Here is a 23,682-nt window from a genome sequence, read left to right as displayed (position 1 = left end):
CAACCAGTGGTTAATTAAATTACAGTTAACTAATTAACTACATCGAGGTGGATCGCATGTTCTTTTTCTTGGACTCCGAAATTCGTCAACTGGCCTATAATCTGTTTCCAGGTGGCAATAAACCGATTGGTGTTTTGGTAGAGCTATTTTCTATAACGTATGAAATTCGTAAAGGCATGGAGAAACGTTCACGTGAATTCGGGCTCTCCTATGGGCAATATATAGCACTTTGTGTGCTTTCTGCGCAAAGAGACGAAATGTCATCCCCTTCTGCATTGGCTGAGAAAATGGGTGTAAGCCGGGCAGCGATCAGTTCCATGGTCATTTCCCTTGAACAAGATGGCTACATTAACAAATACGATGATCCGAATGACAAGCGTGGCATCTTTGTTTCTCTGAACGATAAAGGAAGAGGCAAGATCAATCAAATGGACCCTTTTTTCATAGGACTGGCCTCACGCCTGATGTCGGACTTTAGCGAGTCGGAAATCTGCCAGTTTGAAACCTATCTGTCACGCGTACGGTCTGCATTTGAAGATGTGAAAGGTTCGCGTCTAACTGGTCCCAGGGAGGGAGAAGAAAAATGGTGCGAGGACTGAGACAAAGACTGCTCGCATATCCGCTGGCAGAATGGTGGAGGCGTCTGATTCAGAATCACTGCATCATCTTCCACCTGCGCTGATGTCGGCGGACAAGAACATATATGCTTGAGCATTTTGCAACAATCCCAAGAGCGATTTCAAATAAATTGGAGAAAAGCGTACAGGATTATTTGAAGTTTGTTGACAACCTTTAATCATCGGATCACTTTGAAAAACGATAAAAGAAGTAAGTCAGATACCTCTGTCTACTGCTGTACAGTCTCCAAAGTTGGTATGTTTTTCTCTCCCCACTGGCACATCATATCTTTTATTTAAAGGATGTAACATAGACTGTAAAAGGATATGGAAACACTACTGGGGATACGGCAAAAATCGCATTTTAGTTTGAAAACAAAACGGCCTTTGAATTTATGCATCAGAGACGTACTGGTAGAATTGAAGAAATAAAAAAAGAAGCCCCTGCTTCCGCTGCTTTAATGTAGCTGGATTCAGGTGGCTTCTTTTGTATCGTAGCCTGCTTCCGAATTACAGACTGTTAAAAGCGTCTGTCAATACAGGTACGATCTGCGATTTGCGGGATACGACACCTTTCAGAACGGCTTTATTGTCGTCGAGCTGCACATTGTAGGCTTTTTCGACCGCTTGTGCTTGGCTTCCCAGGGCAATACCAATGGAATCACTGTTCACAATATCTGTTACGACGAACAGGAACAGGTCCAGGTTTTTAGCTGCAATTGTTTGGGACAGCGCTACTTCCAGCTCGGACTGACGGGACAGCACGTCGTTCACATCTACCGCGTTCACTTGCGCAATTTCCACTTTGCGTCCGTTCATCTGGAATTCCTTCGCATCCAGACTCACCAACTGCTCAATCGAGTGACCGCTCAGATCAGCTCCTGCTTTCAGCAGATCAAAACCGTAGCTATCTGCATCCACACCAGCGATTTCAGCCAGTTCACGGGCAGCAGCTACGTCTTGGTCGGTGCAGGTTGGGGATTTGAACAACAGGGAATCGGAAATGATCGCGGACAGCATCAGACCTGCGATTTCTTTCGGAATCGCTATCCCGTTTTCCTTGTACAGCTTGTTCAAAATTGTGGCTGTGCAGCCTACAGGCTCAGCGCGGAAGTACAACGGCTGGCTTGTTTCAAAGTTAGCGATCCGGTGATGGTCGATGACTTCAGTTACACGCACTTTGTCAATGTCAACCGCACTTTGCTGGCGTTCATTATGATCGACCAGAATAACGCTGTCTGTTTCCGCAGCAACCTGTTCAACCAGACGCGGCGCACTCACTTTGAAATAGTCCAGTGCATACTGCGTTTCCCCGTTTACCTCGCCCAGACGAACCGGCTCCACGTCCGCGCCCAGTTTGGTTTTCAAGTCTGCATAAGCAATAGCTGAGCAAATAGTATCCGTATCCGGATTTTTATGCCCGAAAATCAATGTTTTTGCCAACATAATCGACTCCTTTGCACTAAGCATTTTACATCCTCATAAAATATCAACAATTCCAATGCAGATTATATCATTAAATCTCGTATTCTCCCATTCCCCTTTGAATGATTTCAAAAATAATCTAGTAAATTCATAACATTTCCATGGAACATGCACGTGAAGTTAACCTTATTTTTTCTAAAAATATAAAAAACATATAGTAATATATCCCACCAACATGGTAAGATATTCCTCAAAACTGACAAGTTAGTCACCAGTGGTCAATTCTTTCATTTGAATCTTGAGGGAGGCGTGAGAACTTCGGCAGTGACTTCAAATCCTAGTATGTAGACAAATCATATTTTGATTGAAAAGAGGGAAATCTTTGAAAAATCCGATCATTTCGAAAAAAATTCCTGTCGTAACACTCGCTCTTGCCTTGATGGTAAGCTTGTCTCTTCCGTCTGTCAGTTCTGCCGCTACCGTAGACCTGCAAACTCGTTCATTTTTAGAAGCACAGGAAGCTTTGACTTCCGAAGCGACTCCGGCGTTCATTTCACCCGAGCTGAATACCACTTCCTCCCAGCAGGTCAGAGTCATCGTGCAGCTTGATGGTGAGCCACTAGCCGTGGACCAATATGCGGCACGGTCGGGTAACCAGACTTTCACGGCACGATCCGAGCAAAAAGCGGAATCGGCTATCGTCAATGAGCAAACAACGTTCGTGGACAAAGCAGCACAGAACGGTATTCCGCTCCAAGTGAATTACAAGTACAATACGGTACTTAACGGTTTGGAGATTACGCTGCCAGCCAATAAAATTCCGGAACTGGCAAAGCTGCCAGGTGTAAAATCCATCCACGAAAACAAAACGTATTATTCCATCCCCGTACAGGACCCGCCAGCACTCACCGTCAGCGAAGCAACGTATGATAACGCACCGCTGGATCAAATTGGCGTTCCTGAAGCCTGGGCTAAAGGTTTGACAGGCGAAGGGATTAAGGTCGGGGTTATTGATACCGGGATCGATTATGAGCACCCGGATTTGAAAGCAGCTTACAAAGGTGGATATGACTCTTTTGAGCAGGACAATGATCCTTACGAGGAGCCTTTCCTTGAAAAAGAGAATGACCCGTACGGCACAGGTTTTGCCGGAACAACACACGGTACACACGTCTCCGGTACGATTGCTGGCCAGGCCGCTAATAAAACGGCAGATATTGTACAAAAGGGTATTGCCTATAAATCGGACTTATACGTGTATAAAGTACTTGGACGTAATACCAAGACGGGGCGTTCCTCCGGTTCCTCCGCACAGGTCATTGACGGTATTGAACGCGCTGTCAAGGATGGCATGAACGTGATTAACCTGTCCCTCGGCTCAGACTCCGAGAAGGACCCGAACTCCCCGGACTCCATTGCCATCAATAATGCGGTGCTTTCCGGTGTAGTTGCTGTCATTGCGAATGGTAATGCGGCACAAGACGGGAATTATTATTATTCAATGGGTTCCCCTGCCTCATCCCAGTTGGCCATTTCCGTCGGTGCGGCAACCTCGCCAAGCAAAAGCTTTTCAGGCACAGCTTCAGTTACCCGTGATTCCTATTGGGAAGCGAATGGTGAATTGAAGAAAACAGTAACCGCTGATGCTTATGCACATTACGGGTTTAATCTGTTGGGCTGGGGAACAGGCCAAGAGGATTTTGCTTCAATTATGGGAACTGCCCCTTATGAACTGGTATATGCAAATTTGGGGCAGCCTGATGATTTTGAAGGAAAAGATGTAGCCGGAAAAATTGTCCTCGTGTCACGTGGAAGCCTGGCATTCGTGGATAAAATTGCAAATGCAAAAAAAAACGGCGCAAAGGCCGTAATCATTTTTAACGGGAGAGCAAAAACGACTGACATCATGCAGGCTGATTTGACAGACTCCATTCCGAGTCTAGATAGCTACGTAAACGCTAACCAGGGCGACAGCTTTGATTTTATTCCGACCTTTGATATGAAAGGTAAGGAAGGTCGCGCGCTGGCTAAACAACTCGTCGACAACGCCGGAGAGAAGTTCTCTGTCTCCTTCGGAAAGGATTATATTCGCACAGATAATGCAGGCAACACGATGGCTGGATTCAGCTCCCGTGGGCCGAACGGCGACGAGCTGCTTAGCATCAAGCCGGATGTGAGTGCACCGGGGGTCGGCATTTTGTCAACCTATCCTGCTTTCGCCAAGTTCTATCCGGATGCTTCTTATGATCATGCTTACAAACGTAGCAACGGAACCAGTATGGCTTCTCCGCATGTAGCCGGACTTGCTGTATTGCTGAAGCAGCAGCATCCAAACTGGACGCCGTTCGATATCCGTGCTGCTCTGGCGAACACGTCGGATACGCTTTACGATGAGGATCAAATCCAATACGATGTGTATTCCCAAGGTGCAGGACTTGTAAACATCGCCAATGCGATTCAGACACCAGCCCTGCTGGAAACTGTTGAAAAGATTACGATTCTCGATAAGAACTTCAATCGGCAGGAGGTCGTGAACTACAATCCTTCCGCCAGCTTCGGGGTGTTAAAACCAGGCAGTGATGCGAAGCAAATTCAATTGCAGCTCAAAAATCTGTCCGCTAACAGCGTACAGTATGAAGCCAGCTACATTTTGCATGATCATGTAACCTCTGATCCCAAGAACCCGATTGTCACGCCTGACGTGAGCAATATCGCTGTTCAGTTGCAAGGTGTCGGCACGAATGGAGCGATCTCGGCAGAAGCGGGTAAATCCCAACCGTTCTTCCTGTCCGTGCAGCCAAGCTCAAGTGCAGCTACAGGCGTATATGAGGGAGAAGTCATCCTGAAAAGCGCCGGACTACCTACCTTGCATCTGCCGTTCGTCGTTCATGTTGGCAAGGAAAATCCGACTACAGGCTTCGGCTTGCAGGACCTGAGTGTAACCAACCCGATTATTTACCCGAATCGTACAGGTGCCCAACGCTCAACAGATCTCGCTTTCCGCCTGACCACGGATAAAACGAACCAAATTGCGCTCTATGTATATGGCATAGATGATAAGTTGATTGGTCTTATTAATGGAATTACGACTCCTAAGGAGCAAGGAGTTAACGCCCGTCTCAAGCAAGGCGCATACTCCTTCAAGGACATTGACGGAAGCTATGTCGAATACGATGCTAACGGAAAACCTGTTCTGGATGCCAGCGGTCAGCCCGTTATTCAGCATTTGAAGGACGGTGTGTATAAGCTGGAGGTTAATTCGCCGGAACTGAATGCGAAAGGCGAAGTCGAGACCAATACTGACGGTCCTAAATTTTTCAGCGCTATGAAGGCCATTCGCGTCGACAATAGTGCCGCTTCCGGCAGCAGTAGCGGTGGAGGAAGTGGTGGAGGTGGCGGCAGAAGTAATACTACACCTTCCGCTTCAACCACCACATCCACCCCTGTCGCTACATCTGCACCTTCACTTCAATCCGTAGTGAAGCAAGGACAGGCGGTAAAAGCGGTAGCCACAACTGTCGTGGTTAACAACAATGTACAGTCACTGACTGTAACCGATGCAGATTTGCAGGCTACTGTGACGGCAGCAGGCTCCAGCCCAATAGCCATTGTCCTGTCGGCCAGTAGCCAAGCGGGTCAAACGACCAAAGCAGCGCTGACTTCTGCCCAACTGACAACACTGGGCAAGGCTGCGGCAGGAAGCAGCCTGATTGTGAGCAACACAGGATCTTCCCTGGCTTTGCCGATATCCGCATTGAAAAATGCTCCTGCCGGTGCAGGCATTGAAGTGGTAATCAGCAGCCAGGTACAGGAAAGCAACACATTTACGAGCAAGCTGAAAGGGGCGACTGTGATTGGCACCCCTGTAGGGTTTGAAGCTAATGTTGTCACTGGAGGCAAGAGCGAACCGCTTAAAGTTGCGCCAGGACAGTTCATTAGTCGTTCCTTCACCGTACCTGGCCAAATTGAGCCGAATACAGCCGGTGTTCTCTATACAGCTAACGGAAATGTCTACCCGGTTCCATCCGTCTTTACCAAGCAGGCAGATGGATCAACAGTCGTTAAGGTAAGCCGTCCGGGCTTCTCGACGTATGCAGCGGCGACTCGTCCCGTTAGCTTTGAAGATATTTCATCGTCGTATGCTCAATCCGAGATTCAGTCGCTTGCGAACAAGCTGCTGATCAACGGCACCACAGACACGGCCTTCTCACCGAAGAAGAACGTGACACGTGCGGAATTTGCAGCCTTGGTAACCCGGGCTCTTGGCCTGACACCGGGTACTGCCGCACCATTCGGCGATATTCCAGCAGGTAGCTGGTATTCTGGCGATGTGGCAGCCGCTTATGAGGCCGGATTGATCACAGGTCGCAGCGGCGACAAATTCGATCCGAACGCTAACATCAGTCGGCAGGAAATTGCTGTCGTGCTGAGCAAGGCAGTAGATCTGCTCCAGATCAAAGCGTCTGTCGATGGCCCTGCGCGCACACCGTATCATGATGCTTCATCTTTTGCAGGCTATGCCAAGGATAGCATTGAAAAAGTGAGCGCAGCAGGCATTATCAACGGGGAAACCATCAAAGGCTCCTCCTACTTCCAGCCGGATGCACCTACAACGCGTGAAGCATCTGCCAAGGTGCTGCATGTGCTTTTACAAAAGGCTGCATTGATTAACTAACCCAAAAGCCTCCCGAGCCGCGTTATAGACAACGTCACGGTTCGGGAGGCTGCTTTTATGTTATACCGTCCCCGCTAACGGTAGCGCAACCTTGAATACACTACCTTCTCCCGGCGTACTTGCAGCGGTGATTTTCCCGCCGTGTGCTTCCACAATGGACTGTGTAATCGCCAGACCAAGACCAGCTCCGCCCGAGCTGCGTGTACGTGACTCATCTCCACGGTAAAAGCGTTCAAAAATCCGCTCCAACTGCTCTTTGCTCATACCTGGCCCGTTATCCCGAATCTGAATATCCGCCAGCTTTTTCCCGGCAGACAAGTTTACATGGATCACACCTCTTTCCATATCTGTATGCTGAACAGCATTATGGAACAGGTTGAGCATGACCTGCTTGATTTTATCCCCTTCCGCCAGCACTCTCACACCCGCCGTCATATCAAAAATCACTCTTCGCTTGCCCGCCAGCATCAGAAGCTGCGGCTTCATTTCCAGCAGCAACGTATCCAGCGACATATCTTCCAGCTTCAATTCGGGCGTCCGGTCCAACTTAGCCAGCAGCAGTAAATCGGAGACAAGCTTATTCATCCGCTTGGATTCACCATACATACTCTCCAATGCAGATTGAAGCTGCTTAGGATTAGATGCCGCTCCACGAAGCAGCACCTCCAAAAAACCGTGAATTGACGTAAGCGGGGTGCGCAGTTCATGGGAAGCATCGGCAATAAACCGTCTCATCTGCATCTGCAACTCACGCTCGGCAGCAAAAGAATGCTCCAGCCGTTCCAGCATCCCGTTAAAGGATACCGCCAAACGGTCCACCTCATACTGCCCCTGCTCTGCGTCAAAGCGCTCGGCCAGATTACCCGCATCAATGCGTTTGACCGCCTCAACCATCCTCGAAAGAGGCACCAACGTGCGCCGCAGCACTGGAAGCATGAGTGCCAGACCAATTGCAAGTGCAATCAGAGATAGCAAAATGAAGGTGCGCAACTGGTTAATCAGCTGCTCTTGCATGGAAGTTGTGGATACACCCATTTGAAGCAGCCCATTCGAATGGTCAGGCGGACCGAGCGGACGGAATACGACCAGTTGCTCGTTCCCTTGGGCATCCGTGAGCAATTGATAGCCATAACGCATGTGCTTGTTTTGCTGCATCGAAATATACTGCGGAGTGGTGAGCCTCGGCGGCGTAAGTCCATTTTCGTTAGACAGGCTCGTAAAGGCTCCAGCTGTATCTATGGAAGCAAGCGACATATCCGGCCAAAACAGAAACGGCCTCGGTCGGTTATCCTTCCGATTGGTTCCTTCTTTTGGGGTGGAGCTTCCGCTCTTCTCCTGCGAATCTTTAATCAATAAATCGGCAGGAATTGAACCTAACTGCGTCCCCATCGCATCCGCCCGACTGCGATACAGAAAATCCTTCATCAGGAAATATTGTAAAAATCCGATCAAGACGAGCAGTAGAGCCAAAATAAGCAACGTTCTGGCCAAAAGCTGGGAGCGGAGAGAACGGAGCGCAGTTCTTCTCCGACTTTTCCCCGCCGCCTTCATAGCAAGTCCACCCGGTACCCAACACCACGCAGCGTACGAATGACCCGATGCTCCTTGTCTTTGAGCTTTTCACGTAAGGAGCGAATATACACCTCGACAATATTGTCCTCGCCCCCAAAATCGTACCCCCATACTCGATCCAGAATTCGACTTTTACTAAGAACAATCCCGTGATTCAACACCAAAAACTTCAATAGTTCATATTCGGTAGGCGACAGCTCCAGCACCTGATTTTGGTAGCGAATTTCCTTTCGTCGATCATCCACCTGAAAGGGTCCGTGAACCACTTCTCCGAGCAGATCGGGAAACTGATTGCGCAGACGCGCTTCAATCCGGGCCAGCAGTTCATTAAAACTAAAGGGCTTCACGACATAATCGTCCGCGCCCAGTTTTAATCCTTTTACCCGATCATCCACATCATCCTTGGCTGTCAGCATAATAACTGCAATGTTATCCTCTGTCTCCTTGAGACATTGGCATACCTCAAAGCCGTTCATTTCAGGCATCATAACATCCAGCACTGCAACATGCGGGCGAAACTCTTTTGCTAAATCCAGTGCATCACTGCCGTTTTCAGCTGTTTTAACCTCATAGCCTTCATTAATCAGCCCAAGCTCCAAAAATTGCAAAATGTGCGGCTCATCGTCCGCTAGCATAATTTTAACCCCGTGTATCGGATTCATCGGTTATCTTCCCTTTCATGAAACCACTTTTTTTCTTAATAAAAGATCGATTCATCTTCACCTGTATCTAATATACCTGAATATTTACGTAAAAAAAGCATCCCTATCCAGCTTTCAGCTAACATTCAGGGAGCGCTCATAACCATTTCAGCTACGTCAGGCATGATAATAGCAAGCCGGTAGTTCACCGGGCCCAAGATCGGAAGTGGCTGATCATTCCACAGTCCTGAAGATAGCGGCTAGTGCAACGGAAAATACAAAGAAATTTCACAGGGAGTGGAATGTACATGATTAAGAAATGGTTCAAGAGCAGGGCGGACGTCCCCCTCATCATCATCATGCTGATATCCGCGATTTTGAACGGATACAACATCTGGCAAGACAAATATGTTAACACCTACTACACGACGGCCGTAGCAAGCATGCTAGAAAACTTTCACAACTTCTTCTTTGCCTCACTCGATTCGGCCGGATCGGTAACGGTAGACAAACCGCCCGTCGTGTTCTGGATTCAGACCGCGAGCGCCTATATATTCGGGCTTCACGGCTGGAGCGTTATTCTGCCGCAAGCGCTCGCTCAGGTCGGGTCGGTATTGCTCGTTTACCTGCTCGTCAAGCCGAGCTTCGGTACGATGGCCGCTCGATTGGCCGCCTTCGCTATGGCAACTACACCAATTGCAGTAGCGGTCAGCCGCACCAATAACATTGATGCGATGCTGGTTTTCACACTACTGCTCGCAACATGGTTGCTGTTCAGAGGCATTAGAAACCACAAAATGGGACCGATCCTCTGGGCTTTCGCAGTCGTAGGTATCGCCTTTAACGAAAAAATGCTTCAAGCCTATATGATTGTTCCCGCTTTGGGACTCTTCTACCTGCTGGCCTCCAAGTTTAACTGGAAGCGAAAAGCGATAACACTGGCAGCATCGGCAGTCGTTCTCGTGGCCGTGTCGCTCTCTTGGGCAGTCGTGGTCGACTCCACTCCGGCAGACCAGCGCCCTTATATGGGAAGCAGCGGTACGAACTCCGTACTGAATCTGGCCTTTGGCTATAACGGCCTGTCCCGTCTGACGGGAAACCAAGGAACAGGCGGGGGCGCTGGTGGCAGTCAACGCTCGGAGTGGAAACAAAACGCTTCAACCAGCAGCAATACCAATTCGGATCAAGCTCAAGCAACTACATCAACGGATAGCACTACAACAGGCGCTTCCAGTACCGATGGCACATCATCATACGGCAACGGCGCTGGTGGCCAAATGCCGCCGGGCGGATTTGGCGGTAACGGTCAAGGCGGTCCGGGCGGTGGTCAGGGTGGACCTGGTGGAAATTCTGGTGGCGGCATGTTCGGCACTGGTGAAAAGGGACCTTTACGGTTGTTCCAAGCTGCCCTGTCAGGTCAGGCCAGCTGGCTGCTCCCATTCGCATTGATTGCTTCAATTGGTCTGCTTGCAAGCATTCGACGCCGTAATATCACGCAAAAACACAAAGAGGTCATCTTCTGGCTGGCCTGGCTGATTCCCGTAGCTGCATTTTTCAGCGTAGCCGGTTTCTTCCATCATTATTACCTGATTATGCTCGCACCACCAATTGCAGCGCTCTTCGGAGCCGGATTCGTGGAATTATGGGAGCAATATCGTGAGCGTTCCGGCTGGCTCTCCTGGCTGTTACCCGCAGCGGTACTGGCAACCTCGGTGTTTAGCTGGTTCGTCCTGCAAAATTACAACGACACCATTGGCAGTGGCTGGTCCATCGCCGTATTGATCCTCGGTATCATAGGCACGGCGCTACTGGTAGTAGCACGATTGAAATCTGAGAAGTTCACGAGATATGCCATCATTGCAAGTGTACTCGCAATGTTCATCGGCCCTGTGTACTGGGCATTGACGCCAATTACCTACGGGGGGAACAGCATGATTCCACAAGCCGGACCGTCTCAATTTGGCGGCGGTGGAGGCGGTGGCGGAATGCCGGGAGGTAATTTGGGCAACCGAGGCCAGGGTACAAATGGGCAACAAGCTGAAGGAACTCAAACGAATAACCAAACCAACAATGCAGAGCAATCCAGCTCTGATGGTATTACTTCAAGCACAGGAACAAGCACAGACAGAGAACAGAGATCTTCTACCCGCTCCAGAGGAATGGGTGGACCAAACGGTAGTCAAAGCTTGGACAGCAAAACGCTGAGCTATTTACAAAAGCATAACACAGGTGAAACCTACCTTTTCGCAGCAAGCAATTATTCAACAGCCGCTCCTTACATGATTGAAGCCGGGCAAAAAGTGATTATTATGAACGGCTTTGTATCCTCCGATCCGGTATATACCGTCGATAAGATCAAGGCGCTGGTGGAAAGCGGTCAAGTGAAGTACTTCATGATTTCTGGTGGAGGCGGCGGTGGACCGGATAGCGGTAACTCCGAAGTCACTGCATGGATCAAAGATCATGGCAAAGTGATTCCTACAGATGAATGGAAAACAACAACTGGCGAAACCAGTACCAATGCTGAAGCATCCGACAGCGGAAGCGACATCACGAACAGCAACTCGAACGCTCAGGATGGTCAAGGCGGACCTGGCGGAGACGAACGTGGCGGAAGCGGTACTTTATACGAAATCACATTATAAATAAGGAGGAACTACTAATGAGTGAACAAATCCGTTATTCCATAGTTATTCCGATGTACAACGAGGAAGCCGTCATTACCGAAACCTATCGGCGGCTGAAACAAGTCATGGGCTCGATGGGCGAGCCCTACGAACTGATATTCGTAAATGACGGCAGTTCGGACCGCAGCGTCCAGTTGATCAAGGAATTCAGTCTCAGAGACGATACCATAGTATTGATTGATTTCTCCCGTAATTTCGGTCATCAGCTAGCGATTACCGCCGGGATGGATTATGCGGTGGGAGAGGCGGTCGTCGTTATTGACGCCGACCTCCAGGACCCGCCGGAACTGATCGTTGAGATGGCCAACAAGTGGAAGGAAGGCTATGAGGTAGTCTACGCCAAACGGCTGAAACGCAATGGCGAAACCCGCTTCAAAAAGTGGTCTGCCAGTCTCTTCTACCGTGTATTGAAAGCATCGACGGATATTAATATCCCGGTAGACACCGGCGATTTCCGCATGATGGATCGCAAGGTAATAGACGAATTGAAACGGCTGCCGGAAAATAATCGGTTTGTCCGTGGACTCGTTAGCTGGATCGGCTTCAAGCAGACGGCTGTTGAATATGAGCGCGATGAGCGGCTCGCAGGTGAAACCAAGTATCCGCTGAAACGCATGATCAAGCTCAGTCTGGACGGAATCACATCCTTTTCCATTAAACCGCTCAAGCTGGCAGGTTATATCGGCGCACTCCTGTCCATGTCCGGCTTCCTGTATTTGATGTACGTATTGTTTCTCAACTTTTTCACCGATTCCTATGTCATGAAGGGCTGGTCGTCCATGATTAGCATCAGCCTGATTTTTGACGGAGTGATCCTGATCATTCTCGGTATCATGGGTGAATATGTTGGACGGATTTATGACGAAACCAAAGCCCGCCCGCTCTACATTGTCCGTGAACATCTGGGTGGACAATACGAAAACGGCCCGACCCATGCCATGAAGGCCCCTGAACAACGTGAATCCCTGTACATGCAAGGTTCCCGTGACAGCCTAATATCCGCCAGCCGCACAGTACGCGGCAACAGCGCGGTATATACCGGACCTAAATCCGGTCACGGAGCATAACCTATGGAAAGTCGCATGGCTCAGCTACTCCCTATGATCCGTTTTGGCATGGTAGGACTGGTGAATACGGGAGTAAATTACATCATTTTCATGCTGCTGGCTTGGGCCGGAGTTCCGGTTGTGTTGTCGCAGATCATTTCATACAGCTGCGGCACAGCCAACAGTTACATTTTGAACAGCAAATGGACATTCAACAAACAACCAGCACCCGATACTCACAAACGTCAATTGCTTAAATTTATCGTCATCAACCTGATCGTATTGGGACTGACCTCCTTATTATTGCAAATGCTTCACAGTGGAACCGGGCTGCCGCTTGCCGTATGCAAGCTGATCGCCACCGCAGCCGGAATGATCATCAATTATATCGGGAGCCGATACTGGGTATTCGGTTCCCCATCCCGAAAGGAAAGTGAATCTCTATGAGAAAAATTACAAAAGCCGTTATTCCAGCCGCCGGATTAGGAACTCGTTTTTTACCTGCTACGAAAGCTTTACCTAAAGAGATGCTTCCGATTGTCGATAAACCAGCTATTCAATATATTGTAGAAGAGGCCATCAAATCCGGGATTGAAAGCATCATTATCGTGACTGGACGTAATAAAAAAGCCATCGAGGATCATTTTGACAAGTCCGTAGAACTGGAGCAAGTGCTAGAGAGCAAAGGCAAGTATGATCTTCTGCGCGAGGTTCAAAGCATCGGGGGCAAAGCAGTCATTCACTATATCCGCCAAAAGGAACCCCTCGGTTTGGGACATGCGGTACGTTGTGCCCGTCAGTTTATTGGTGATGAGCCATTCGCTGTGTTGCTGGGCGATGATATTATGAATTCCTCCACTCCGGCGATTCGCCAAATGATGGATGTCTACGAAGCGACTGGCAAGCAAGTGGTCGGCGTACGCACAGTGGAAGAACAGGATGTAAGTAAATACGGCATTATTGACTCTATCCATCAGAACGGTCTTATTCACGAAGTTGGCGGACTTGTTGAAAAACCATCTCCTGCAGAAGCCCCTTCACGGCAAGCAGTCATTGGGAGGTATGTATTGGAGCCTTCTATTTTCTCGATATTGGAGAATCTGTCCACGGGTGCGGGCGGCGAATATCAACTGACTGACGCCCTTCATCAGGTAGCATTGCAAAATCAACTGCTGGCACTTGAGCTGGAAGGCACGCGATACGACATTGGAGATAAGGCCGGATATCTGGAAGCTGTGCTTCACATGGGTATGCAACGTGAGGATCTTCGTCCAATGCTTGACTCCATGATGCGCGAGTGGGCGCTGGCTTCCCGATAAAATAGGCACACAAGATTCACCTATCCCCTCCTCCTGTGCATATTCTGATATCCAATCCATGTTGTGGAACCACGAGAGTGGAAGGATAAACATATAAACCTGTACAATGTAAAAGTACAGTACCATCGGAATATGCTCGGCTGTCCGCCGAAATCAGGGAGGAAGAAATCCATATGATACCTGAGGGGAATTTGCAAAGTAATGTAGACCGTTTCAACGGCTTTGCCGATGACTACGACCAACACCGTCCGGAAGCACCGTCGCTCGTTGTCGAGATCATTACCCGCTATCTGGAACGAAAAGTGGAGCTTGTGGCCGATATTGGCTGTGGAACAGGGCTTTCGACTTTCATTTGGAAAGAGACGGCCCGGCAAATTGTCGGCATCGAGCCCAACCCGGACATGAGAGGAAAAGCGCAGCGCAAACTGGAGACAGCAGGAGCGATAACTGCAGGCACCATCTCCTTCAAAAGCGGGTTCTCCAACAACCTGCCCTTTGAGGATGGAACTGTAGACGTCATCACCTGCTCTCAATCCTTTCACTGGATGGACCCCGACAGCACGCTCAGGGAAGCGGGCAGAGTTTTGGCTCAGGGCGGGGTATTCGCTGCCTTTGACTGCGATTGGCCTCCGGTGCTGCAATGGGAGATAGACCAAGCTTATGTACAGCTGATCGCCAAAGCAGATGAGATTCTGAATCGGGAAGCACCTGTAGAGCAGCAAGCCCATAAATGGAGCAAGGAACAGCATTTGCCTAATCTACAGCGCAGCGGACAATTCCGATATACCCGGGAGATTGTCTTCCATAACCATGAGCAGTGTGACGCAGCTCGTTATATAGGGCTTGTTCTTAGTCAAGGCGGTATACAAACGCTATTCAAACTCGGCAATCGAGCGCTTGATGAAGATTTGGCCCGCTTTGTGAAGCTCGTAGAAGATCATTTTCAGGACAGAACACTGGATATCCTGTTCAGCTATCGTATGCGGCTCGGCGTCAAATAGAAAGGAAACAAGATCATTGTGATGATATATTCTTCAGCTCAAGCCCAAAAAAGACTCTCCTTCGCCTCGTAAAAACGAGTGCGTACAGGAGAGTCTTTTGGCTTCAAAAAAATAGCCACACTCATGTCCCTGCGAATCTTAGTCGCAGTTCCGTGGTATCTTCGGCGTCGGCTTAGGAAGAGCGGACAGCCAATAGAGATGCCAAGCGATCAGGGTAGTCGGTGATAATACCACTCACCCCCGCCTCCAGCAGCCGCTTCATTTCTTCCGGCTCATTCACTGTCCACGGGTGATAGACTACACCTGCTGCCAGTGCCTCAGATACTCCCTCCGGTGTGACGGAATGCTTGTAAGCATGCAGTGCTGTGACCCCGAATCGGCTTGCATACTCCGCCGGGCGAACCATAATCTCGATATACAGCACTCCCGTCCTGATCTCAGGGGCCAATTGCGCACAGAGCGCCAGTGATTCATGATTGAAGCTGGAGATAATCACCCGCTCCTCTAAACCGAAACGCCGTACAGCGGCAATCACCTCTTCCTCCATACCGGGATAGAGGTAAATGCTATTTTTCAATTCCAGATTAATGATTGCATCCGAAGCCTGCGCCAGCTCCAGCAGTTCATCCAGCAGCGGCACACGCTCACCCCGGAATTTCTCATCAAACCAGCCGCCTGCATCTAACCCATTCAGTTCTTCCAGTGTAATATCGCGTACATCCAGCGGGGAACCTGTCGTGCGTTCCAGCGATTCATCGTGAATAAGCACCAAATGCCCATCCCGGGTACGCTGCACATCCGTCTCTATGCCGGTTGCCCCCAGCTCCAAAGCGTGGCGGAACGCCGCCATCGTATTTTCAGGGCATACACCCGAAGCACCGCGATGTGCAAAATTAATAACTTTCTCGGTTACAGTCACTACATAACCCCTCCTGTCATTTCACAGGAACATTATACCGCCTCATTGTTTGGGCTGTATAAAATGTTCGTTACTGGTGCGTCTTCTTCTACGCGGTTTGAACAATTTTCCCGATCCAATCGGTATAAAACGTATTCCCGTTCCGTCGATCAAATGCTGCTGCCGCCGACTCTGCCAGTGGTCTGAAATACGCAATAATTTCTGTCAGCGTACGCTCCTCTTTGCCCCACTCCAAAGAAGCAGGCAGACGGATCAATCTACTATCACCCGAAGCATCGAGCTTTTGCAGCAGACCTACCATTGCCGCGTAAAAATACATTTGTTCCAGCCCGCTCTCATAATCCAGCGCCATATGCAAATGACGCTCTACCACTTCAATTCCCTTAACCGGGTCCGCAACCGCCAAATACTCGATATGCTCCGCTATGGTTTTCAGAAAATCACGGTCATCCCGAACCAGGCGATACCCGTTACGATGATGATCCTTCGCCTTGTCTGCTTCCCCTTGACGGTAAAGCGGCAATAGCACCTGTGAGAGCGTCACATGCGGCACTTCCGCGCATGTCATCCGTCCCGACAAAATCGGTTTGGCCACGGAAAGCGCCTGCTCGTCCTCTCCGGTCAAATAGTAAAACCGTACGATCTGGCTCTGCTCGCAGGCTTCACAATCACTCATGCTATCCCGTTCAATCGTACGAAAGGTATCCAGATACTGGCGTGCTTCATCCAGTCTCCCCATATCCATCGCGATACGGAACTTATAGTATTGATACGGACGCTCATTATACCCGTATTCGGCATAACGTTTGCGCATATCCTCGACAAGATCCTCCACCTGGGTTTTCGGTATATTGGGAAAGCTGCACACCTTGCCGAGAATCCATTTATAAGTCCACAGCAACTCTTGCTCATCATATTCGTCGGGGGTTTGATCAAATTGACCCAGTTGCCACGAAAAAGCGATCAGCGCCTTCAACGGATATCCATTAAAAATAGCGCAGTCCACAATTTCTCCCCGGACTTCGTAGGCGAACTCCTTCAAACCGGAAGCATCCGCCAAGCGGGCCGCTTCCTCCAAAATCGCCAGCTTTGCCGCCCCACCGGGCAGATCCTGCGCCTGTTCCATCAAATCATATATCGTATCTTCCATTCGACTAGCCTCCTGTAATTATGCAATTACATGTTCTGTCCGTTCCCTAATCCCCAATTGATAAAATGCAGCACACTCCGGTTCATCAGCCCCAACTCACTCCGATTCATCGGATAGTGGCCCATCATAAGTGCGTTCACATACATCATTTCCGTTGCAGCCGTAATCATCTGTGTATCGGTAGCCTCAAAAATACGCGCCACCACCGGATTGTTCAGATTAAAATATAAGGTCGAGTAGCCCGCATTCTGCTGGACCCCGGCTTTCAGACTATCGAGTACATTGGAAAAAAGCGCCGTTGTTTCTTCGACGGTGTTTTCCATTGAACGCAAGGTTAGCGCATCCTGCGAAATGGTATATAGCACAGGCAAGCTCGCAGGCTCAAAACGCTTCAATTCAGTACGGCAGCGCATCGGTTGCAAAGCAGCATCCATGACGCGCAGCACGCTGTAATACTGCTCGCGCTCTTCCTGCGTCAGCCCGGTAAATGAAAGAGATACATCCTCGGGACTAAGCCGCTCGGCTTGCAGAGCAGGGTCGATCCAATGCAGCTTTTCCAAAATTTCCGTATCGTAAATATAGCCGCCATTGATCACCAGCATGGATTGCGCCGCCGCCACATGGGTAATCTGGCGATACTCATCAACCGTCGATGTGTAATGGAGCGGACGCCCGCCCGCCTCGCGGATCAGTTCACTCAGCTCCCGCCGCCCAAATGTACTTTCAAAGGAAAACCAGCGGTGCATAATCCGCAGAAATTCATCATCCTCCACCGCGAGCGCCTTCATGGAAAGCTCATGCAAACGAATCCAGTGCTGCAAGCGGTCTGGCTCATACTCCGCCATGCGTAGCAGCTCTTGCCGAATACAGGTTCCCAGTTCAGAACGAACACCGTCAAGCTGCTCATTTTCATAAAAATACTCACGTGATGCCGTCGGCTGCAATTCATCTGTCCAGATCAGACTTTTAATGAAAAAAGCCCACTCCGGCAATACATTTTCTGCTTTGTCGGACACCAGCATATGCTTCAGATACACCCGATGCAGCCGCTTGCTGTTGAGATTAATGCTACGCGGCAAAATGAATGCAATCCCGCCTGTTCTGCCCGATGCCGTCCGCAGTGGAATAAAATCGCCAAAGCGCTCACCCATCAGGCGATAGCCCAAGTCCAGCACCTCACCGCGACGACTGCGCAATTGTTCCGGGTCCTGCATCCAATGGGTAGATGGAAGATTGACGCGCCTGGTCTCCCCGTCTACAGACAGCATGACCGGATATGGCAGCAACGCCCCATAATAAAATAGAGACTCCTCCACCTGAGCTGGCTCATAATAAAACTCGCTCCCCGGCTTGCAGCGCAAATAAATTTGCGTGCCTACAGGCAGTTCAGTCTCCAATCGACGGATCGTATACGTTCCGTCCGGTTTCCCTCTCCATTCCATGGAGATGCCTTCCTTTACTGAACGCGTCAGCACCACAATTTCATCGCTCACCATAAAGCAAGACAGCAAGCCAATCCCAAATCGCCCGATAAATGATGTCTCCGAGGCCAGTAAATCTGCCCCCTTCTTCGAAGACTGGCCAATGATCGACAGAAAGCGGTGGATGTCTTCTTCCGACAGTCCAATGCCGTTATCCTGAATCATCAAAACCTGTTGTTCACCGGAGCCAGATAACTCCACGGTCACTTTACCTTCAAATCCTTTACTTTCAGCAGCAGTCTCCCCTAGCTCCTTGCGAGCCGTAATTGCGTCTGTTGCATTTTGCAGTACCTCGCGTATAAACACGCGTGGGCTGCTATATAAATGATTGGCCAAAATATCAATCATCCCGCCCAAGTTCACCTGAAAACGATATTCGTTCGTTTGACTCATACAGATCATTCCTTTCTGGAAATGCTACGACAATCCTTGGCTTTTGAATAAACCATCATGTAAATTATAACGTGGATTACAGACGGATTGTACACCCTGCATTTCAGATATCAATACGTTGACAACGCTATAATAGGGTCTTTTTTCACCTTGGCTGATCGTAAATGGGTCTAATTAACTTCATAAAAATGTATGTAATATGAGTGTATAGTTAATAAGTATCATCTTCGCTTAGTTAAATTTAGTAATTAAAATAATTTTTATTTAAAAATCAGCCTGTTCTTGTATCGCTATATCTGCTGAGGGACAAATGGCTCATTTTATACAAAGAGCCCGCATGGCTGCTCCTGTATACCCATACAAGAGAGAATGCGGGCTTTTTCAGGTACAGCCGGGGCTGTACCTTTTGCAGAAAAAGGATTAATGAGACTTGGCGAAACGGATTACGTTCCACGAGGCTTTGCCCAAATGAGCTTTTACGATGCCATCGTCGAGCTTGGCATTACCGCCGTTGTGAGGCGTTACCTTTTCTCCTGCCGGACTGTTAGTTGCTTTGAGATCGTCATGCTCCAGCACGGTATGCTCCACAATGCGATAGCCTTCGAAGCTGCGCACATCCACTGTCAGCTCCAGCGACTCGGACAAGTGGCGGTTTACCGCAAAGACGGTCAGAGCGTCTCCCTCTTCATCATAGACCACAGCGCTATCCAGATAAGGAATGTCTGTGAAATCCTTGGAATCGTATTTTTCCGAGTCCACCACGGGCATCAACGATACACCGCGACCATAACGGGATGCATGCAGATACGGATAGAAAATCGTCTGTTTCCACGCTTTGCCGTTATTTTCAGTCATGATTGGCGCAATGACATTGACCAGTTGGGCCAGACAAGCCATTTTTACACGGTCAGCATGACGCAGGAACGTAATAAGCATACTTCCCACCAGTAGTGCATCCTCGAAGTTGTAAATATCCTCAAGTTGGGGCGGCGCCACAGACCACGGATCAATTTTGCTGTCCGCATCGTTGGAGTGGTACCACACATTCCATTCATCGAAGCTGAGCATCATTTTTTTCTTGCTGCGTTTCTTCGCTTTGATATAGTCACAGGTCGAAATAACTGTATGAATAAAATGGTCCATATCCATGGAGCGTGCCAAATAATTGGCCGTATCATTGTCGTGGTTGCCATAGTATTGATGCAGAGAAATATAGTCGGCTACCTCATAGGTATGATCCAGCGTCGTCGCTTCCCATTCAGGGAACGTCGGCATTGTCGAACTGGAACTGCCGCATGATACAAGCTCAATGTCAGGGTCAATCAGCTTCATTGCTTTTGCGGACTCTACCGCAAGGCGACCATACTCTTCCGCTGTCTTGTGTCCGATCTGCCACGGGCCATCCATTTCGTTGCCGAGACACCAGGTTTTAATCTTGTGCGGTTGCTCAACACCGTGACTACGACGCAGATCACTCCAGTAGGAGCCGCCCGGATGGTTGCAATATTCCACCAGATTACGTGCCGCATCAATCCCGCGTGTACCCAGGTTAACCGCCATCATGACCTCTGAACCGATATCTTTCGCCCATTTGAAAAATTCGTTCGTACCCACTTCATTCGGCTCGACCGTTCTCCACGCCAGTTCTAGCTGTCTAGGTCTGGACGCGACAGGACCGACACCATCTTCCCAATTGTAACCGGACACAAAATTCCCGCCCGGATAGCGTATAATAGGAACATCAAGCTGCTTCACCAGCTCTTTTACATCATTACGGAAACCGCTTTCATCACTAGTTGAATGAGTAGGCTCATAAATACCACCATATACAGCACGCCCGAGATGCTCTACAAAAGAACCATAAATGCGTTTATCGACTTCAGCAATACGAAATGACTTGTCTACAATCATTTTTGCTTTTACAGCTGCTGCCACCTAAACCATCCTCTCTGAATGCGAAAATAAAATCCGTTGTACCTCTAAGACTAACAAACCGTTTTATTTCAGCATTTTGCATCAGTCGATTCCCAACGCTCGAAAGTACAATAGATAGACGAACTAAACCGTTTCGATCTCTATATTGCTGATTTGAAATCGCTCTTGGGATTGTTGCAAAATGCTCATTTACGAATTTAATATAACACACCATAAATATTATAGTCAATATTATTATTAAATACTTAATATATTTATTAACTATATTAATAAACGATAAGCAATTGGTTACGTTTAGCAAATAACTTCTTTGTTAAGTAAGGATTTTGCAAAAATCCGGGAAGCGACCTGTAATCGACAATATTGCACTTTGGAGCGGCTGGAATTGAATTTTGTAAAATCCTGAAGTAGCTATAGTTGTACAGATGCGATCAAAATTTTATTAAGGAAAGTGGGATTGACAAAGGCAGGGCTGCATGAGAAAATGTACGCGCGTACATAAAATGACTGGAGGTGGGTAATATCGTATCGCGCAAGGAAGTAGCAGAGCTCGCCGGCGTGTCTGAAGCGACGGTGTCGCGGGTATTGAACGCGGCCGGTCCCATCAAGGAAGAGACCCGCAAGAAGGTCAAGGACGCCGCCAATCAGCTTGGATATGTTCCCAGCGCGCTGGCCCGCAACTTTGCCCGAAGCAAGAGCGGCCATCTTGGTGTGGTTATGCCTTATGTACCGAAGGCGCACCTGTTCTCAGCCTATTTTTTCTCCGAGATGCTGAGCGGCATCGGAAGCAAGGCCAGGGACAGCGGGCTTGATCTGCTACTATTGTTCCGGAAGCCGGGGGAAAAGATGGATTACAGCGGTCTTTTCCGCCAGCAAAAGGTCGATGCCTGTATCATCCTTGGGGCCAGAGATGACCACGATGAGTTGGAAGCGCTGAAGAGACTTCAGGAAGAAGGGCGTCCGTTCTGCGTCATGAATCACCATTTTGCAGGACAATCGTTCTGTGAAGTGGATGCAGACCATGTGGAGGGAAGCCGGACGGCTGTAAGTCACCTCATTGAGCAGGGATGCAAGCGGATTGCCTTTCTCAACGGCCCGGATATCTATTCCAACAGTACAGAGCGATTGAAGGGATACCGCACCGCGCTTCAGGATGCCGGTATTGAATATGATCGCGAGTTGCTTCTGGAGGGCAATTACAGCCGTCGAAGCGGGCTCGAAGCGTCGGCTACAATCGCTGGCAGGCTGAATGATATTGACGCCGTATTTGCGGCGAACGACCGAATGGCCATCGGGGTGATGCAGGGTCTGCGCGAGCTCGGACTGGGAGTTGACCGGTTCCCGGCGTTCATTGGCTATGACGATTCGGATGTGGCCGAGATGGCCGTTCCGCCGCTGAGCAGTGTCCGCGTTCCTTTTTATGAGATGGGGGTGCTTGCGGCCTCGAAGCTTATACCGGATCCTCTGGACCGCATTTCAGCCTTGGAACTGACCGGACGCGCCTCGATAAGAGAGCTTCTGTCCACAGAGTTGATTATCAGGGCATCATCCATTCGTCAATAGCCGCATTCGTCAACAATTCGCTGGAACTCAGACCCATAAGGAGGATAACGACATGTCTAATCGGCTTCGTATCGGAATGGTTGGCTACAAATTTATGGGCAAGGCTCACAGCAACGCTTACCGTAGCCTGCCCATGTTCTTCCCGGGTGCCCCGCTGCAGCCGGAGATGTCCGTCATCTGTGGACGCAACGAGCAGGGGGTTCAGGCGGCTGCCCGCCAGTTCGGCTGGACCGAAAGCGTTACCAATTGGCGTGATCTGGTGAAACGTGACGATATTGATCTCATTGACATCAACGCCCCGAGTAATGCCCATAAGGAAATTGTCGTTGAGGCTGCCCTCCATGGCAAGCATCTGTTCTGTGAAAAGCCGCTTGCGCTCTCGCTGGCGGATTCCCGTGACATGCTACAGGCAGCGGAGGAAGCGGGTGTCAGACATATGATCGGCTTCAACTACCGCTTCTCTCCGGCTGTCCAACTGGCTAAGCAGCTAGTCGAGAGCGGTCGCCTGGGCAAAATCTATCATTTCCGTGCCTTTTTCCTTCAGGACTGGATCATGGACCCGTCCTTCCCGCTGGTGTGGCGGCTGCAAAAGGAAGTGGCAGGTTCTGGCTCTCATGGTGATCTTGGCGCCCATCTGATTGATCTCGCCCGGTTCCTGGTCGGCGAGTTCCATGAAGTGATCGGTATGAGCGAGACGTTCATCAAGCAGCGCCCGCTGGCTTCGGAGATGACCGGATTGAGCGCCAAGGGCAGCGCCGGGGCGAATGCGCCGATGGGAGAAGTGACGGTCGATGATGCCACGCTGTTCCTGGCACGCTTCGCCGAAGGTGCGCTGGGCAGCTTCGAGGCCACACGGTTTGCGGCTGGACACCGGAGCACCAATTCATTCGAGATCAACGGTAGTCTGGGCAGTGTGCGGTTTGACTTTGAACGAATGAACGAACTGGAAGTGTATTTCACGCAAGATGAGGAGGACGTTCAGGGCTTCCGCCGCGTGCTCGCCACCGATCCGGCACACAAGTACTCCGAGGCCTGGTGGCCTGCGGGACATACGATCGGATTCGAGCATACCTTCACCCACGAGATGCTTGAGCTGATGAGTGCCATCTCCGAGGGACGGCAGCCTGTACCGAACTTCCACGACGGGGTCGCTTGTCAGGCCGTGCTTGAAGCAGTGGAACGATCCATAGAGGAGCGCCGCTGGGTATCCATTGAAGAAATGTAATATAACTATCACATTCCGAAAGGTGAGTGGATT

At 49.6% G+C, this 23,682-nt stretch carries 16 protein-coding genes; 9 read left to right on the top strand and 7 right to left on the bottom strand.

All coding sequences use genetic code 11. The annotated features are described in order from the left end of the window. Positions 1 to 56: 56 nt before the first annotated feature. Complete coding sequence (locus ABIA61_RS22295; RefSeq protein ID WP_283654258.1) at positions 57 to 599, top strand: MarR family winged helix-turn-helix transcriptional regulator; 543 nt, start codon at positions 57 to 59, stop codon at positions 597 to 599. Positions 600 to 1,127: 528 nt separating this feature from the next. On the opposite strand, the gene ABIA61_RS22290 is transcribed toward ABIA61_RS22295, so the two are convergent. Beyond that, on the bottom strand, positions 1,128 to 2,063 hold the full coding sequence (locus tag ABIA61_RS22290) for a manganese-dependent inorganic pyrophosphatase (protein WP_280740281.1): 936 nt from the start codon (positions 2,061 to 2,063) through the stop codon (positions 1,128 to 1,130). A gap of 361 nt (positions 2,064 to 2,424) precedes the next feature. Here ABIA61_RS22290 and ABIA61_RS22285 point away from each other — a divergent pair, with 361 nt between their 5' ends. After that, positions 2,425 to 6,717 (top strand): S8 family serine peptidase, encoded by a 4,293-nt coding sequence (locus ABIA61_RS22285; protein WP_404581268.1) that lies wholly within the window; start codon positions 2,425 to 2,427, stop codon positions 6,715 to 6,717. 60 nt (positions 6,718 to 6,777) lie between these two features. Here the strand turns inward: ABIA61_RS22285 and ABIA61_RS22280 are convergent, their stop codons facing one another. Next, positions 6,778 to 8,268 (bottom strand): sensor histidine kinase, encoded by a 1,491-nt coding sequence (locus tag ABIA61_RS22280; protein ID WP_283654256.1) that lies wholly within the window; start codon positions 8,266 to 8,268, stop codon positions 6,778 to 6,780. Next, complete coding sequence (locus tag ABIA61_RS22275) at positions 8,265 to 8,951, bottom strand: response regulator transcription factor (RefSeq protein ID WP_283654255.1); 687 nt, start codon at positions 8,949 to 8,951, stop codon at positions 8,265 to 8,267. The genes ABIA61_RS22280 and ABIA61_RS22275 overlap by 4 nt, the downstream gene beginning before the upstream one ends. A gap of 287 nt (positions 8,952 to 9,238) precedes the next feature. Here ABIA61_RS22275 and ABIA61_RS22270 point away from each other — a divergent pair, with 287 nt between their 5' ends. From ABIA61_RS22270 to ABIA61_RS22250, 5 genes are all read left to right on the top strand, one after another. Continuing rightward, complete coding sequence (locus ABIA61_RS22270) at positions 9,239 to 11,575, top strand: glycosyltransferase family 39 protein (RefSeq protein ID WP_283654254.1); 2,337 nt, start codon at positions 9,239 to 9,241, stop codon at positions 11,573 to 11,575. Between the two features lie 17 nt (positions 11,576 to 11,592). Beyond that, positions 11,593 to 12,684: a glycosyltransferase family 2 protein gene (locus ABIA61_RS22265; RefSeq protein WP_283654253.1), complete on the top strand. Its 1,092-nt coding sequence runs from the start codon at positions 11,593 to 11,595 to the stop codon at positions 12,682 to 12,684. A gap of 3 nt (positions 12,685 to 12,687) precedes the next feature. Further along, positions 12,688 to 13,110: a GtrA family protein gene (locus ABIA61_RS22260; protein ID WP_404581267.1), complete on the top strand. Its 423-nt coding sequence runs from the start codon at positions 12,688 to 12,690 to the stop codon at positions 13,108 to 13,110. Further along, complete coding sequence (gene galU, locus ABIA61_RS22255; RefSeq protein ID WP_044646488.1) at positions 13,107 to 13,982, top strand: UTP--glucose-1-phosphate uridylyltransferase GalU; 876 nt, start codon at positions 13,107 to 13,109, stop codon at positions 13,980 to 13,982. The genes ABIA61_RS22260 and galU overlap by 4 nt, the downstream gene beginning before the upstream one ends. A gap of 173 nt (positions 13,983 to 14,155) precedes the next feature. Then, positions 14,156 to 14,983, top strand: a complete 828-nt coding sequence (locus ABIA61_RS22250; protein WP_404581266.1) for a class I SAM-dependent methyltransferase — start codon at positions 14,156 to 14,158, stop codon at positions 14,981 to 14,983. A gap of 172 nt (positions 14,984 to 15,155) precedes the next feature. Here the strand turns inward: ABIA61_RS22250 and ABIA61_RS22245 are convergent, their stop codons facing one another. The 4 genes from ABIA61_RS22245 to arfA all read right to left on the bottom strand — a co-directional run bounded on the left by ABIA61_RS22245 (position 15,156) and on the right by arfA (position 20,861). Continuing rightward, positions 15,156 to 15,902 (bottom strand): glycerophosphodiester phosphodiesterase, encoded by a 747-nt coding sequence (locus ABIA61_RS22245; RefSeq protein WP_283654250.1) that lies wholly within the window; start codon positions 15,900 to 15,902, stop codon positions 15,156 to 15,158. An 88-nt stretch (positions 15,903 to 15,990) separates the two neighbouring features. Then, positions 15,991 to 17,052: a hypothetical protein gene (locus ABIA61_RS22240; RefSeq protein ID WP_404581265.1), complete on the bottom strand. Its 1,062-nt coding sequence runs from the start codon at positions 17,050 to 17,052 to the stop codon at positions 15,991 to 15,993. 26 nt (positions 17,053 to 17,078) lie between these two features. Beyond that, a complete protein-coding gene (locus ABIA61_RS22235) occupies positions 17,079 to 18,926 on the bottom strand; it encodes an HSP90 family protein (protein ID WP_283654248.1) in 1,848 nt (615 codons plus the stop codon). A 420-nt stretch (positions 18,927 to 19,346) separates the two neighbouring features. Next, complete coding sequence (gene arfA / locus ABIA61_RS22230) at positions 19,347 to 20,861, bottom strand: arabinosylfuranosidase ArfA (protein ID WP_283654247.1); 1,515 nt, start codon at positions 20,859 to 20,861, stop codon at positions 19,347 to 19,349. A 507-nt stretch (positions 20,862 to 21,368) separates the two neighbouring features. On the opposite strand from arfA, the gene ABIA61_RS22225 reads away from it, so the two are divergent. Both ABIA61_RS22225 and ABIA61_RS22220 read left to right on the top strand, forming a co-directional pair. Beyond that, complete coding sequence (locus tag ABIA61_RS22225; RefSeq protein WP_404580103.1) at positions 21,369 to 22,424, top strand: LacI family DNA-binding transcriptional regulator; 1,056 nt, start codon at positions 21,369 to 21,371, stop codon at positions 22,422 to 22,424. A 52-nt stretch (positions 22,425 to 22,476) separates the two neighbouring features. Then, positions 22,477 to 23,649 carry a Gfo/Idh/MocA family protein gene (locus tag ABIA61_RS22220; RefSeq protein WP_283654245.1) on the top strand — a complete coding sequence of 391 codons (1,173 nt, stop codon included), beginning with the start codon at positions 22,477 to 22,479 and terminating at the stop codon, positions 23,647 to 23,649. Positions 23,650 to 23,682: the final 33 nt, after the last annotated feature.

The sequence above is a fragment of the Paenibacillus sp. RC21 genome (genome assembly GCF_044907935.1).
GTDB classification, from domain to species: Bacteria; Bacillota; Bacilli; order Paenibacillales; family Paenibacillaceae; genus Paenibacillus; species Paenibacillus terrae_A.
Note: the sequence above shows the minus strand (reverse complement) of the source record. Positions and strands in the feature narration are given on the sequence as shown.

Excerpts from the sequence above, each read along its gene's own strand:
- ABIA61_RS22295 (WP_283654258.1), top strand. The coding sequence starts at position 57 with ATGTTCTTTTTCTTGGACTCCGAAATTCGTCAACTGGCCTATAATCTG.
- ABIA61_RS22290 (WP_280740281.1), bottom strand. The coding sequence starts at position 2,063 with ATGTTGGCAAAAACATTGATTTTCGGGCATAAAAATCCGGATACGGAT.
- ABIA61_RS22280 (WP_283654256.1), bottom strand. The coding sequence starts at position 8,268 with ATGAAGGCGGCGGGGAAAAGTCGGAGAAGAACTGCGCTCCGTTCTCTC.
- ABIA61_RS22275 (WP_283654255.1), bottom strand. The coding sequence starts at position 8,951 with ATGAATCCGATACACGGGGTTAAAATTATGCTAGCGGACGATGAGCCG.
- ABIA61_RS22270 (WP_283654254.1), top strand. The coding sequence starts at position 9,239 with ATGATTAAGAAATGGTTCAAGAGCAGGGCGGACGTCCCCCTCATCATC.
- ABIA61_RS22265 (WP_283654253.1), top strand. The coding sequence starts at position 11,593 with ATGAGTGAACAAATCCGTTATTCCATAGTTATTCCGATGTACAACGAG.
- ABIA61_RS22260 (WP_404581267.1), top strand. The coding sequence starts at position 12,688 with ATGGAAAGTCGCATGGCTCAGCTACTCCCTATGATCCGTTTTGGCATG.
- galU (WP_044646488.1), top strand. The coding sequence starts at position 13,107 with ATGAGAAAAATTACAAAAGCCGTTATTCCAGCCGCCGGATTAGGAACT.
- ABIA61_RS22250 (WP_404581266.1), top strand. The coding sequence starts at position 14,156 with ATGATACCTGAGGGGAATTTGCAAAGTAATGTAGACCGTTTCAACGGC.
- ABIA61_RS22240 (WP_404581265.1), bottom strand. The coding sequence starts at position 17,052 with ATGGAAGATACGATATATGATTTGATGGAACAGGCGCAGGATCTGCCC.
- ABIA61_RS22235 (WP_283654248.1), bottom strand. The coding sequence starts at position 18,926 with ATGAGTCAAACGAACGAATATCGTTTTCAGGTGAACTTGGGCGGGATG.
- ABIA61_RS22220 (WP_283654245.1), top strand. The coding sequence starts at position 22,477 with ATGTCTAATCGGCTTCGTATCGGAATGGTTGGCTACAAATTTATGGGC.